Genomic DNA, 13,982 nt, shown 5'->3' with positions numbered 1-13,982 from the left:
GATGACCGACACGACCGTCTTGAATCACGCACTCGCCCAGCAGGTTCTGGACGCCCAGCCGTTCGCCCAATTGGTCGGCACCGAGATCACCGCCTTCGGCGACGGCGCGGCCACCCTGATCATCCCCATCCGCCCGGAACTCGGTCAGCAGTTCGGCTTCGTGCACGGGGGAGTGCTGGCCTACGCCGCGGACAACGCGCTGACCTTCGCCGCCGGCACCGTACTCGGCGCGAACGTGCTGACCGGCGGCTTCAGCATCACCTACCTGCGTCCCGCCTCGGGCGCCCGCCTGCGCGTCGAAGCGAAGGTCACCGGCGCGACCCGGCGGCAGGCCGTCGTCAGCTGTGAGATCTACGCCGAGACAACCGATTCCGAGCCCGTGCTGTGCGCCGTCGCGCAGGGCACCACCCGCTCGGTCGAACGCGCTCTCGCCGACAACGGCAACTGAACGAGAACGGGCAACTGAACGAGAACGGGCCGGGCACGGTGAATTCCGTGCCCGGCCCGATTCGGTCCGATCAGGCGGTCGCCGCGAACTTCGGCGCGGTCAGCGACGCTTCGCGCACCGGCTCGATGGCGTAGGCCAGGATGTCCGCCACGTCCGCGACGGGCCGGACATCCAGCGCGGCAAGGACTTCGGCGGGGACGTCATCCAGATCCGGCTCGTTGCGCGCCGGGATGAAGACCGTCTTCAGTCCGTTGCGCTGGGCGGCCATCAGCTTCTGCTTGACGCCGCCGATCGGCAGGACCCGGCCGTTCAGCGTGACCTCGCCGGTCATGCCGACATCCGCGCGCACCTGCCGGCCCAGCGCCAGCGACACCAGGGCGGTGACCATGGTGACGCCCGCGGACGGACCGTCCTTGGGCACCGCGCCCGCCGGGAAGTGGATGTGGATGTTGCGGTCCAGCACCTTCGGCTCGATGCCGATCTCCTCCAGGTGCGAGCGCACGTAGGTGAGGGCGATCTGCGCCGACTCCTTCATGACGTCGCCGAGCTGACCGGTCAGGGTGAGGGCGCGGTCGCCCTCGGCGGCGTTGGCCTCGATGTAGAGGACGTCGCCACCCATACCCGTCACCGCCAAACCCGTCGCGACGCCGGGGACCGAGGTGCGTTCCACTCCGTCCGGGGTGAAGCGCGGACGGCCCAGGTAGTCCTTCAGGTCGTCGATATCGATGGCTAGAGTCGTTGCCTGCGAACCGGTCTCGACCGCGTCGTAGCCCAGTTCGGCGTCGTAGCCCAGGCCAGCCGTCTCGGCGAGCCGAGTGGCCGCCTTGCGCAGGGCCTTCGCGACCAACCGCTCCATCTGGCGGACACCCGCCTCGCGGGTGTAGTTCGCCGCGATCTCCCGCAGCGCCGCCTCGCTGATCGAAACCTCCTCGGCGGTCAGCGCGTTGCGCTCCAACTGCCGCGGCACCAGGAAGTCACGCGCGATGGCGACCTTGTCCTCCTCGGTGTACCCGTCGACGGTGATCAGCTCCATCCGGTCCAGCAGCGGGCCGGGGATGGACTCCACCACGTTCGCGGTGGCGATGAACAGCACGTCGGACAGGTCCAGGTCGAAGTCCAGGTAGTGGTCGCGGAAGGTGTGGTTCTGCGCGGGGTCGAGCACCTCGAGCAGGGCCGCCGCCGGATCACCGCGGAAGTCCGCGCCGACCTTGTCGATCTCGTCCAGCAGCACAACGGGATTCATCGATCCCGCTTCCTTCATCGCGCGCACGATCCGGCCCGGCAGCGCGCCCACGTAGGTGCGCCGGTGGCCGCGGATCTCGGCTTCGTCGCGCACGCCGCCGAGGGCGACACGCACGAACTTGCGGCCCAGCGCCCGCGCCACGGACTCACCGAGCGAGGTCTTGCCGACCCCGGGCGGACCGGCGAGCACCAGCACCGCGCCGGAGCCGCGACCGCCGACCACGTCGAGCCCGCGCTGGGCGCGACGGGCGCGCACGGCCAGGTACTCGACCATGCGGTCCTTGACCTCGTCCAGCCCGTGGTGGTCGGCGTCCAGCACCGCACGCGCCGCCGAGATGTCGGTGCTGTCTTCGGTTTTCACCGACCACGGCAATTCCAGGACGGTGTCCAGCCAGGTGCGGATCCACCCGGTTTCCGGGCTCTGATCGCTGGCCCGCTCCAGCCGGCTCACCTCGCGCAGTGCCGCTTCGCGCACGTCGGCGGGCAGGTCGGCCTGTTCGACGCGGGTCCGGTAGTCGTCGGCGCCGTCGGGTTCGTCCTCGCCGAGTTCCTTGCGAATCGCGTTGAGCTGCTGGCGCAGCAGGAATTCCCGCTGGGTCTTCTCCAGGTTCTCCCGGACCTCGTCGCTGATCTTCTCGGTGACCTCGGCCTCGGCGATATGCGCCTTGGTCCAGTCGATCAGCAAGGTCAAACGTGCTGCGGTGTCCGGGGTTTCGAGCAGTTCTCGCTTCTGCTCGGCGGTCAGGTAGGAGGCGTAGCCCGCCGTGTCGGCGATCGCGGAGGGGTCGTCGAGCTGATTGACGGCGTCGATGATCTGCCAGGCTTCCCGCCGCTGCAGCACCGAGACCACGAGCTTCTTGTATTCGGCCGCAAGCTCTTTGGTGCGTCCGTCGGCCGCGCCGGATTCGACCGGTTCGGCCTCGACCCACAGCGCGGCGCCCGGCCCGGTCACTCCGTGCCCGATCTTGGCCCGGCGTTCGGCCTTGAGGACCGCGGCGGGCGCGCCGCCGCGCATCCGCCCGACCTGTTCGATGGTGGCGACCACACCGTAGGAGGCATAGCCGTTGTCCAGCCGCGGTGCGATGAGCACCTGATCCGCCTTGGCGGCGCGCGCGGCGTCGATCGCGGCCTGCGCGGCTTCGTCGAGTTCGATGGGCACGACCATGCCCGGCAGCACGATCGGATCGGTGAGGAACAGCACCGGCAGGTTCTGAGGTGTAGTCACTAGTTCGCACCTTCCAAAAGTTGAGCGATGCCTACTCAACCCCACCGGTTTCGAGTTTGTTCCGAGTCCGCGCCCACGTTCGCTGTCGGCGAATACGCGACCGCCGCCGTGCCGCGTCGCTCACCGGAATGACCATCCGGCTGCCCTAGGGTTGGCGTCACTGAGCCGCAGGTTAGGGCCAGTTTCTTCGGTTGGATAACGCGATAGAAGCTGAGCGGAGCGTTGACATGAGCACTGGCGTGCCACACGAAAATTGGGATCCGGATCCCGCTTGGCGAGATCCGGCCGTCCGAATGGCGGATGCCCTGCGCACCCCGCCGCCGCGCCGCCAGGACTGGAGAGTCGCCGCCGTCGTGCTCGCGGTGGTGGCCGCGCTGATCGCCGTCCCGGCCATCCTGGCGATGGCCGTCCCGGACCGGGAAACCGCACGGGACTCGGTGATCGATCTCACCGCCATCGGCGCGGATCCCGACACCGTCGGCTTCGCCGGCGTCGACGGCTGGCAACGCCGGCCCACCGGCGACGCCGCCGCCGCACTGCTGACCAGGGACGACGCGGTGCTCGCGGTACACGTCGGCAACGGCGTGACCGACTTCGCCGACGCGGCGGCCCGGCGGCTGAAAGTGCTGGGCGTCGAAGGCTTTCCCGCCGAATGGGACGGGGGCGAGAAAATCGGGAACGACCATGGTTTCGCCGGGCCGGTGTGCCGCGGCATCGAAGCCAAAGGCGTCTGCGCGATCCTCGGCAACAAGAATCTGGTGGTGACCCTGGTGCTGCACGGCGACAACGCGACGCTGGAGCAGTTGGACCGGATCGTCGACACACTCCAGGTCCGGCAGTGATCGATAGATCGTGCTCGCGACCTGCGGCGGAGCGGCGCCCGGGTGATCGACCGGGTGTGGGGTTACGGAACGTATCCGCACGTCGCGGCCCGCGTTGACACTCCCGCGAAGGCAATGAGACTGTTGGGGCCTTAAGTTCTCAGGTCAGGCTCTAGGGGGATCCCACGATGGCGACACTCGCCTCCGGCGTGTTCATCGACTGGGAGCAGCTCACCGGCCAATCCAAGCTCGTGGTCGAGCTGATCACCTTCCCGATCTTCAGCGCGCTGGCCGGTTGGCTCACCAACTGGACCGGCGTGCTGATGCTGTTCTGGCCGGTGCGGTTTCGCGGCGTCCGGATTCCCGGCCTGCACCTGCTGTATCCGTATTTCCCGCGCCGGGTGCAGGTGCTGCCCACCTTCTCCGGTGACGGCCGCCGGCTCGGCTTCCAGGGCTTCATTCCGGCGCGGGCGGAGAAGATGGCCAGCATCTGCGTCGACAAGGCACTGATGCGGATCGGCAGCCCGCGCGATTTCATCCACGAACTCGACCTCGACGGTATCGCCGACTACATCGCCGAACTGGCGCGCGCGCAGGTGCGGCCCATCGTCGACGAGATCATGTACCGGGAGAACCCGGACCTGTGGCGATCGGTGCCGCGGCAGGTCAAGCAGGTCATCTACCAGCGCATCGACAAGGAACTGCCCGCGCTGTGCGAGCGCGCCTTCGAGACGCTCGGCGACAATATCGACCAGCTCATCGACATCAAGAGCTTCGTCATCCGGTATCTGCAGGACAACCCCGGCATCCTCAAGGACCTCACCACCACCATCGCGGCCCCGGAGCTGAAGTTCATGGTGCGGATCGGCTTGCTCGGCGCGCCGTTCGGCCTGCTGCTGGCGCTGTATCTGCATGTGCATCACGAGGTTCCGGTCCTCGGCTGGCTGCCCGCGTGGGTGATCGTGCTGGCCAGCTCGGCGGCGATCGGGGTGCTCGTCAATGTCATCGCGGTCAAGATGGTGTTCGAACCGGGCGATCCGCAGCCGCGCTACCGGTATCTGTGGCGGCAGGCGCTGCTGGCCAAGCGGCAGCCGCAGGCGGCGACGGATCTCGCGCGCATCCTGGCCTACCAGGTGCTGACACTGCCGAACCTGGCGACCGAGCTGCTCGACGGGCCCAACGGCGACAAGACCCGGCAACTGATCGAGCGGCTGGTCGCCGAGGAGATCCACCGGCAGCTGGGCCCCACCAAGTCGATGGTGCGGGCGGCGCTGGGCAAGCGGCAGTTCGACAATCTGAAGGTCGGCGCGGCCGGTGCCGCGGTGGGTTTGGCGCCGAGCATGATCGCCGACGAGGAGTTCGCGCGCGAGCAGGCCACGAAGATCGACGAGTTCGCCGCGCGCAAGCTGCAGCAGCTGAGCCCGGGGGAGTTCATGGAGATGTTCTATGCCTCGGTGGAGCAGGACGCGTGGCTGTTGTACCTGCACGGTGCGCTGCTCGGGCTGGTCGTCGGCGCGGCGCACCTGGTTCTTTTCGGTTGGTGAGCGGCGACCGCCAATAAACAAGCACGCGTGCTTGCATTTTTAGAGGCCCGCTGCGATGCTGAGCGGCATGGCTGATCTAGAGGCGCTGCTCGGCGATTTCGCCGCGGAATGCGGGGACCTGGAATCCCTGGTTGCCCCGCTGGCGCCGGCCGAGTGGGCACGGCACACGCCCGCCGAAGGCTGGACCATCGCGCATCAGATCGGGCACCTGGCCTGGACCGACGAGGTCGCCACCCTCGCCGCCGCCGACGCCGCACGCTTCACGACCCTGGTGACCGAGGCCGGGCCGAAAGCGCTCACCTTCGTCGACGAAGCCGCGGCGGAAGCCGCCACGGCACCGCCGGCCGAACTACTCGAGCGCTGGCGCCGCGGCCGAACCGGGCTGCTCGACGCCTTGCGCGCGGTGCCCGCCGGAACCAAGCTGCCCTGGTTCGGGCCGCCGATGAGCGCGGCGTCGATGATCACCGCCCGCATCATGGAGACCTGGGCACACGGCCAAGATGTCGCCGACGCGCTCGGCGCCTCCCGCACCCCGACGGCGCGGCTACGCAATATCGCGCACATCGGCGTCCGGACCAGGAACTTCGCCTACCAGGTGCGGGGCGAGACGCCGCCCGCCGCGGAATTCCGGGTGCAACTCGACGCTCCGGACGGTTCGGTGTGGACCTGGGGCCCGGACGACGCGGCGCAGCGAATCACGGGGAAGGCCTTGGATTTCTGCCTGTTGGTGACGCAACGCCGGCATCGCGCCGATCTCGCGCTGGAAACGCACGGCGCGGACGCCGAGCACTGGCTGAGCATCGCGCAGGCCTTCGCCGGACCCACCGGAACCGGCCGAAAAGCGGGTCAGTTCAGCTGAACAGGTAACCGGCCGGACGCGAAATCCGGCCGGAGCCACCCGGCCCCCGATCCGAAAAATTCGGGAGCCGGCGAGCATCACACTTGGGTGCGCCGTTCGCGTTGGCCGGACGCCGTTGGCCGGGTGTCTCGATGTGGCAGTCGAGGATGACGCTCGCCGACTACCCCCCTATTTACCCGCCGGACGCCTTCCAGAAACATGCCGGCGGCAACTCCGCGCCTTCGCAAGTTCACACTCGCGGGTAGCGTGTTGTGATCCTGCTCGCACGAAGGCGACCGCCCCGCGTCGCGGCCCGTAACCTGGACGGGCGTACGGCTTTCAACGATGCGGGTCGTCGTCAGGGGAGATCAGGGGCGCCCAGGGAAGGGGAGCATCGTGCACGCACACAGTCCTGCCCAGGTCATCCGGCATACCGCCATCGTGCTCGCCGGTGCCGCGAGTATCGGATTCACCGGCGCCGCAGGCGCTTACATCATGAGTCAGATGTCCGATATCCAGCATGCGGAGTCAGCGCCGCCCGCCGCGGTGCGCGCGCCGGGCGAATCCACTCCGAACGGTGCCGGGTCAGAGCCGGACACCCCGCACATCCGGTTGATCAGCAACAATGGCCCACTGCCCGCGTTCCACCAGCCGCCCGCGCCGGAGCCGGAACCGGTTGCGCCGCAGGTCGCTTCGACGACACCCAGCACACCCCGCGGCGTCGCGGGAACACTGCGCCTGGGCGAGACCGCCTATGTCGGCGCGCACGTCGCGCCGGTGCGCGGCAACACCTTCGCGATCACGCTCGATACCAATGTGTTCTCGACGCTGTCGAATATCCTGCTGTCCGACCCGGTCCGCGAGGGCCTCGGCGCACAGGAAGAACTGGCCGGCGTCACGCGCCTGCGCACCGAACTCGATACCCGCGCCGGCGTCACCTTGATGTTCTCCGACCCGGTGCTCGGCGAGCACGCGCTTCAGGTGAATCGCAACCCCGCACCCGCGGAGCGCGTCGAATCGTCGGACCCGGCCGCATCGGCATCGGCTGCGGCGGCTGAGCAGACGCCGGTGGCCAACGCTGGCACCATTACCGTGTGACGTCAGCCGGCACCTCCACCAACTACGACTTCTGCGTGATCGGCGGCGGCATCGTCGGCGTCGCCACCGCGCACGAAATCCTGCGGCGCCATCCTGGAGCCAGCCTGGTGCTGCTGGAGAAATCCCCGGCCCTGGCCCTGCACCAGACCGGGCACAACAGCGGTGTCATCCATTCGGGCATCTACTACGAACCGGGCAGCCTGAAGGCCGAACTGTGCCGCCGGGGCGCGCAGTGGACCAAGGAATTCGCCGCCGCACACGACATTCCGTTCGAGGTCTGCGGAAAACTGCTGGTAGCCACCGATTCCGCGGAGTACCGGCGGATGCTGGCCCTGCACGAGCGGTCGGTCACCAACGGTGTGGAAGTCGAACTGCTCGATGCCGCCGAGCTACGCCGCCGCGAACCCCGGGTGACCGGTACCGGCGCTCTGTTCGTCCCGGGCACCGGCATTATCGACTTCACGAAAGTCGTTGCCGCACTCGCGGACTCGGTGCGCCGAGCGGGCGGTGACATCGTGCTCGGCGCGGAGGTCACGTCCCTCACCGAAACCGGGAACGCGGTCATCGTAGCCGGACCGGCCGGTTCCTGGACCGCCGGTCAGCTGGTCGTCTGCGCGGGCTTGCAAGCCGACCGTATGGCCCGGCTCGCGGGCCTGCCGACGGATTTCCGCATCGTGCCCTTCCGCGGCGAGTACTACCAACTGCCACCGGAGCAAAAAGACCTGGTGCGCACTCTGATCTATCCGGTGCCCGATCCGAGTCTGCCGTTCCTCGGCGTCCATCTGAGCCCGACCATCGACGGTGGGTTGACCGTGGGCCCGAACGCGGTGCTCGGGCTCGCCCGCGAGGGTTACCGCAAAGGCAGCGTCAACCTGCGCGATGCCCGCGAGGTCCTCGGCTACCGCGGCCTGCACCGGGTCGCACGCGATCACCTCGCAACGGGTGTGCGGGAGTTGCGCAACTCGCTGTTCAAACGCGGCTATCTCGCCGAATGCCGGCGCTACTGCCCGGAATTGACCCTCGACGATCTGCGGCCGAAGGAAGCGGGCATCCGCGCCCAGGCCGTGCTGCGGGACGGAACACTGGTACACGACTTCATGATCGAACGCACCGACCGCATGGTGCACGTGCTCAACGCGCCGTCACCCGCGGCCACCTCGGCCATGCCGATCGCCGCCCACATCGTCGATCTCCTGCGTAACTGAGGTCGCACCGGATTCGCGGATATCTCCTAATAAAGAGGAGACCTGTAGTACTTTTAGCGCAGCCGTGGATCGCCGCCGAAATCGGGCAGGGAGGGCCTCATGGGCCACATCAAGTACGCGAGTGACGTCGGCGCTCCCGTGGAGGCGGCGTTCAGCTACACCGACAATCACCTCTTCGTCCCGGACTGGATGTTCGCGGTCGCCGCGTTCGAACCGGTCGGGGAACTCGACCAGGGCCTGGGCGCCCGCTACGCCGCGACCGCGCGGATCGTGCTCTGGCGGCCCGTGCTGGACTGCGAGATCACCGAATATCGCCGCAACGCGGTCCTCGGCTACACCCTGCGGGGTCCGTTCGCGGGAACACTCACCTTGCGCTTCGACCCGCTCGGCTACGGCCGCGCGGTGCTCACCTCGGAAGCGGAGTACGCTGCTCCGCGAGGATTCATCGGCCGCATCTGCGCCCGCCTGGTGGATTCGGCGGTGCGCTCGGCACTACGCCGCACCGAGTCGCAATTGCGAAGGGAGATAGAGGAATTCCACGGTACCGATCTTGTCGGCCGGATTGCGTAGGGTGCCAGCCATGATCATCGTGAGCACCGACGGATCCTGCCTCCGCAACCCCGGCGGCGCCATCGGCTGGGCTTGGGTCAATCACCAGGGGGGATCGAACAGTGGGGGAGCCGCGTCCGGCACCAACCAGGTAGCGGAGCTGCGCGCGGTATGCGAGGCGATCCTCGCCCATCCGGGAGCCGAGCCGCTGCTCATCGAAAGCGACTCGCTCTACGCCATCAAGTGCTCTTCGGAGTGGATCAACGGCTGGCGGATGAACGGCTGGCGCACCGCCAGCGGTGGCGCGGTGAAGAACGTCGAGATCATCAAACAGATCGATCGGGCCATCGCCACCCGCCCGGGGCCGGTGCGGTTCCGCTGGGTGCGGGGTCACGTGGGCAATTACTTCAATGAAAAGGCTGACGTGCTGGCTGGGGAAGCAGCACGGAAGGCGGCAGCGGCAGGGCCTAGCACCGATACGGCGCTGTCAGTAGATAAACCGGTGGCCGAGAAGGCACCGGCGGCGCCAGTGCAGCCGACTCCGGCTCCGACCCCGGAGAAGGCTTCCGCGCCTACGGCTACTCAGACCTTGACCCTGTTCTGAGCAGCCAAAAGAGCCTCCGGCTCAGTGGTACTGGGACCCACTGAGCCGGAGGCTCTGGTTTGTGCGTGCCGGGTCAGTTGCCCGGCGCCGGCTCACCGCTCGGCGCGGGAGCGGGAGTGTTCGCCTGCGGCCCCGGGTCGGTGGTGCCGGGCAGCGCGGCGCCCGCACCCTTGAGCATCGGCGAATCCAACTTGCTCACCTTCCACTTGCCGTCGGTGTACTGCAGATCCGCGACGATCGCGACGTACTGCCGATCGGGGTTGGCCTGGGTGAAGTTAGTGCGGTAGTTGGCCAGCGTGACCAGCACCTTGGCCTGGCTGGTATCGCCGGACTGGTAGCCGCACTCGACGTTGTCGGTCCAGGATTTCACCTGCGCCTGCACCATGGCATCGTTCAGCGCCTTGCTGGCGTCGTCGAATTCCTTGAGGAACTCGCCGGTGGCGCCTTCCTTGACCTTGCTGAAGTAGCCGGGGAGGTCTTTGGAGTAGTCGTAGGTCGAGACGTCGCGGCCGAACGCGCAGGCGGTCTTGGTGGCCGTATCGATCGCCGCCAGCTCATCGCTCTTCTTGCTGGCCTGCAGGTAGAACATCGTCACGGCGGTGGCCGCGGCGACGAGCAGGATGCCCGCGGCGAAAGCGGCGATGACCGGCACCAGGTTCGACGAGCGACGCTCGGAGCCGGTGCTGGAATCCGAGGCCTTCGGAACGTCGGCTCCGGCCGCCTCGGCGGGCTTCTTGGCCAGATCCGGCTTCGCCGTCACCGCGGCGGTCTCGGCCTCGACCGGCTCGGCGGCCTTGTCCTTGTCCGTAGCCGCGATCTTCTCGGTAGCCGCTTCGTCGGCAGCAGCGACCTTCTCGGTGACCTCGGCGTCTTTATTGGTGTCGGCGTCGTCCTTGGACATCGATACAACCTGCACTTTCCCGGCACCCGGAGGTGCCGATCGGCTAGCGGCTCACCTGGGCGAACCGTACGCGTTGCTGCGAGTATGCCCGGTCCGGTGGGAGTGGCCTCGGACGGGGTGTGACTCACCGCACCGGCGGCAACGTCCGTTCGTTCGGATCGGCGTTGGGCGGCCGCTGCGCGCCGTTGTTCGGCACGTCCGGCCGCGGCGCGTTGGCCGCGCCCCGGATCTGCTGTCCCGGTGGCGGGTTCACGCAGTAGTTCCACTTGGGCATGGTGTTGTCCGACACGACCTCGTTACGGATCACCGGGGTGTCGTAGTAGCAGGTCGGCCGGGGCCAGATATCGAGGATGGTGTGGAATTCACCGTCGTGGGCGGGCACACCGAGCGCGTCCAGACCCAGTGCCAGCGACGGGAACAACGCCCGCAGCGCCGGCGTGCGCAACTGCGCGGCCTTGGTGATCGCCACGAAGTTGGCGGCCAGGCTGGTGATCGGATCGGCGGTGCGATCCAGCACCGCGCCGAGGCTGGAGAACTGGCCCGGCGCCTGATCCAGGATCGCCTGCAGTTCGGCGTTGGCGTTGTTGAACTGGTCGAACAGCACGCCCGAGTTCGCGGTGAGTGTGGCCAGATCGGGCTGCGCGTGCGAGGTGGTCTCGGTGATGGTGCGCAGATTCGTGATCAGGTTGGTGGTCTGCGGCAGCAGGTTGTCCAGGCCGTAGGCGGCCAGGCTGACGCCGTTGACCAGACCGCGCAACTGGTCCGGGCCACCGCTGAGCGCGATATCCAGCTCGGACAGGATGACGGCGAACTTGTCCGGGTCGACCTGGGAGATCAGCGCGGTGGTGTTGTCCAGCACCGACCAGACCGGGGTCGGGGTCTTGATCTTGGCGGCATCGAAGTCGACCACGGAGCCGTCCCGCAGGTACGGGCCCTGCTCACCGGCCGGCCGGAAATCGATGTACTGCTCGCCCACGCCGGACAGTGCCTGCACGGAGATCACCGTGTCCTGCGGGATCCGGTAGTCGGCGTCGATCTCGGCGGTCGCGGCGATGGCCTGACCCCGGTTGGTCAAGTCGATGGACTTGACCTTGCCGACCCGGTAGCCCCGCAGGGTGACATCGTTGCCGGGCTGCAAGCCGCCGGAACGGTCCAGATTGACCGTGACCGAGTAGGTCTCCTGCAGCGGGTTGATCCGCATGATGCTGATCAACAGGTAGGTGGCCCCGATGACCAGCACCAGGATCAGCCCCGCGTTGGACAGGAACAGCTTGCTGCGCAGCACGTTTCCGACTCGGCTCACCGCTGGCCCCCTTCCACCCGGTTCTGGATGACCTGCAGCACCTGGAGGAAGCTGCCGGTGAAGTCCGACAGATCCGTCAGGTCGGGGAACTTGCTGTTCGCCGGGTCGGTCAGCAGACCGACGTCGAGCATGGTCAGCGTGGCGTAGGTAGCCAGGCCTTTGCCCTTGAAGCTGGCGTCGGCCTTGGGCCGGATCGTGTGCAGCTGATCGAGCGCGTACCCGAACTTGTCGCCGGTCGCGGCGAGCGCGTCCATCAGGTTGCGCAGATTCACCAGCAGATCGCCCAGCTGGTCACCGGTGGTGTTGGAGAAGTCGCCGAGCGCGGCGCTGGTGGTCGCCACCTTGGTGAGCAGATCACCGAGCGCCCGATTGTTCTCGGCGACCGCGCCGATCATCTGCGGCAGCGTGTCGGCGACCTGACCGAGGTCGTTGTGCCGGGTCTCGATGGTGGTGGCCAGCGTGCTGAAGTTCCCGAGCACATTGTCGATGTGCTGGGTGTTGGCGTTGAGACTGCCGACGACGCCGGTCATCTCCTTGATCAGGTGCGCGAGTTGCTCGCCGCGACCGCCGACGATGGAGTCCAGCTCCGAGGTCAACCGGCTCAGGCTGGCGATGCCGCCGCCGTTGAACAGCATGGAGACCGAGATCAACAGCTCCTCGACGGTGGCGCCGGCCGAGGTGACCTCCAACGGCAGCGTGTCACCGTCGGTGAGCATCTGCGTGCCCGGATCGGACTTGGGCTTGGAGACCGCCACGAACACATCGCCGAGCGGCGTCGCCTGGCGCAATTCCGCCGAACTGCCCTTCGGCAATTCGATGTCCTTGCGAATGGTCAGGTCGACGACGGCCTGGAAGTTCTTGGTCCGGATATTGGAGACCACGCCGACATCGGAACCACCGATCTTCACCTTGGCCTGATCCGGCAGGTTCAGCGCGTTCTCGAAGACCGCGTGCACGGTGTAGGTGTCGTCACCCGGCCCCGGCTTCGGCAGCGGCAGTTCCTCCACGGTGAACCCGCAACCGGAGCTGACCCCGATCGCGGCTACACCGGCCAGCGCGACAACAGCTTTACGAGCCTTCTTCATTCGGTGCGTCATTTCGTCAGTCCGAGCAGGGCCGCGGTCAGACCGTAGTCCGGCCCGAAGTCCTGCATGTTGCCGGTGCGGCAGCCGTCGGCCCGCATCTGGATCCGCTCACAGAACAGGCTGACGATCTCGCCACTGAGCGCGGTGCCCAGCACCGCGTGCAGGCGGATGAACCCCTTCTCGCGGTTCACCACGCGATCCATGTTCTGCAGCAGCATCGGCGCGGTGTCCACGATCTCGGTGAGACCGTAGGCGTTGGCGCGCAGCTGGTCGGTCACGGTGGTCAAGCCGGTGAGGGTGCCCGACAGCTTGTCCTCGTACTGCACGAACACCGAGCTGGTGTTGGCCAGGAAGTCGTTGATCTGCTGCAGCGTCGCCTGCAGACCCGGCGCCTGCTCGGCGAGCAGGCCGGTCATCTGGGTCATCCGGTTGCTGAAATCCCGGACCGATTGGTCGTTCTCGGCGAGCATGGTGGTCAACTCGTTGAGCTTGATGATGATGTTGGAGACCGCGTCCTTGTTGTCGACGCCGACCTTCAGTGCACCGGACAACGCGTTGAGCGTGTCCCGCATCTTCTCGCCGTTGCCGTTCACCATCGGGTACAGCACCCGGCCGGAGAGCGCGCCGATGCCCTCCTGGCCTTCCTGCGGCTTCAGCGCGGCCGCGAACTGATCGATGGTCTTGATCATCGTGTCCAGCTCGACGGGTGTGCGGGTGCGCTGCAACGGCAGATGCTCGCCGTCTTTCAGCTGATCCCCGCCGGTGTAGACCGGGGTAAGTTCGATGTGCCGGTCGGTGACGATGGACGGCGAGATGATCGCGGCGATCGCGTCTTTGGGGATCTTGGTGTCGTTGTCGATGGACATGTGCACCTCGACGAAGGTGCCCTTGGGCACGATCTTGTCCACCTTGCCCACCTGCAGGCCGAGCACCGTGATCGGGTTGCCCTCGTACATGCCGGCGATGTTCTCGAAGTCGGCGGTGATGCGCGTGGTGGTGCCGAGCGCGTTGTTCACCGAACTCGGCAGGATCGAGCAGCTGCCGATCGCCAGCGCGGTCGCGCCCAGCACGACCGCCCGGGTAGCGACGCTCGACATGGCCGGCCGGAGCTTCTGATTC

Annotated in this window: 13 protein-coding genes; 8 read left to right on the top strand and 5 right to left on the bottom strand. The window is 67.4% G+C overall.

The genetic code is table 11. The features are described from left to right. Nucleotide 1 precedes the first annotated feature (1 nt). Nucleotides 2-448, top strand: coding sequence for a PaaI family thioesterase (locus BJ987_RS05975; protein ID WP_209885428.1), 447 nt, complete (start codon nt 2-4; stop codon nt 446-448). 70 nt (nt 449-518) lie between these two features. Here the strand turns inward: BJ987_RS05975 and lon are convergent, their stop codons facing one another. After that, complete coding sequence (gene lon / locus BJ987_RS05970; RefSeq protein WP_245366596.1) at nt 519-2,855, bottom strand: endopeptidase La; 2,337 nt, start codon at nt 2,853-2,855, stop codon at nt 519-521. A gap of 287 nt (nt 2,856-3,142) precedes the next feature. Between lon and BJ987_RS05965 the strand changes: the two genes are divergently transcribed. From BJ987_RS05965 to BJ987_RS05935, 7 genes are all read left to right on the top strand, one after another. Then, complete coding sequence (locus BJ987_RS05965; protein WP_209885424.1) at nt 3,143-3,757, top strand: hypothetical protein; 615 nt, start codon at nt 3,143-3,145, stop codon at nt 3,755-3,757. Nucleotides 3,758-3,924: 167 nt separating this feature from the next. Then, nucleotides 3,925-5,280: a DUF445 domain-containing protein gene (locus tag BJ987_RS05960; protein ID WP_209885422.1), complete on the top strand. Its 1,356-nt coding sequence runs from the start codon at nt 3,925-3,927 to the stop codon at nt 5,278-5,280. A 67-nt stretch (nt 5,281-5,347) separates the two neighbouring features. Beyond that, nucleotides 5,348-6,139 (top strand): TIGR03084 family metal-binding protein, encoded by a 792-nt coding sequence (locus tag BJ987_RS05955; RefSeq protein WP_209885420.1) that lies wholly within the window; start codon nt 5,348-5,350, stop codon nt 6,137-6,139. A 375-nt stretch (nt 6,140-6,514) separates the two neighbouring features. Further along, nucleotides 6,515-7,216 (top strand): hypothetical protein, encoded by a 702-nt coding sequence (locus tag BJ987_RS05950; RefSeq protein ID WP_209885418.1) that lies wholly within the window; start codon nt 6,515-6,517, stop codon nt 7,214-7,216. After that, nucleotides 7,213-8,421 (top strand): L-2-hydroxyglutarate dehydrogenase, encoded by a 1,209-nt coding sequence (gene lhgD / locus BJ987_RS05945; RefSeq protein ID WP_209885416.1) that lies wholly within the window; start codon nt 7,213-7,215, stop codon nt 8,419-8,421. Before BJ987_RS05950 ends, lhgD begins: the two co-directional genes overlap by 4 nt. A gap of 99 nt (nt 8,422-8,520) precedes the next feature. Then, nucleotides 8,521-8,991 carry an SRPBCC family protein gene (locus BJ987_RS05940; protein ID WP_209885414.1) on the top strand — a complete coding sequence of 157 codons (471 nt, stop codon included), beginning with the start codon at nt 8,521-8,523 and terminating at the stop codon, nt 8,989-8,991. A gap of 10 nt (nt 8,992-9,001) precedes the next feature. Next, entirely contained in the window at nt 9,002-9,574 is a 573-nt protein-coding gene (locus BJ987_RS05935; protein WP_209885412.1) for a ribonuclease H family protein, read from the top strand. Between the two features lie 73 nt (nt 9,575-9,647). Here BJ987_RS05935 and BJ987_RS05930 read toward each other — a convergent pair whose 3' ends face one another. The 4 genes from BJ987_RS05930 to BJ987_RS05915 form a co-directional block, all read right to left on the bottom strand. Next, nucleotides 9,648-10,475, bottom strand: a complete 828-nt coding sequence (locus tag BJ987_RS05930; RefSeq protein WP_209885410.1) for a hypothetical protein — start codon at nt 10,473-10,475, stop codon at nt 9,648-9,650. Between the two features lie 124 nt (nt 10,476-10,599). Then, a complete protein-coding gene (locus BJ987_RS05925) occupies nt 10,600-11,778 on the bottom strand; it encodes an MlaD family protein (protein ID WP_307869508.1) in 1,179 nt (392 codons plus the stop codon). After that, entirely contained in the window at nt 11,775-12,875 is a 1,101-nt protein-coding gene (locus BJ987_RS05920) for an MCE family protein (RefSeq protein ID WP_209885408.1), read from the bottom strand. Before BJ987_RS05920 ends, BJ987_RS05925 begins: the two co-directional genes overlap by 4 nt. Continuing rightward, complete coding sequence (locus BJ987_RS05915; protein WP_209897905.1) at nt 12,872-13,960, bottom strand: MlaD family protein; 1,089 nt, start codon at nt 13,958-13,960, stop codon at nt 12,872-12,874. Before BJ987_RS05915 ends, BJ987_RS05920 begins: the two co-directional genes overlap by 4 nt. Between the last annotated feature and the right edge of the window lie 22 nt (nt 13,961-13,982).

This window comes from Nocardia goodfellowii (genome assembly GCF_017875645.1).
GTDB lineage: Bacteria > Actinomycetota > Actinomycetes > Mycobacteriales > Mycobacteriaceae > Nocardia > Nocardia goodfellowii.
The sequence above is the reverse complement of the archived record's forward strand: the minus strand, read 5'-3'. Positions and strand labels throughout refer to the sequence as shown.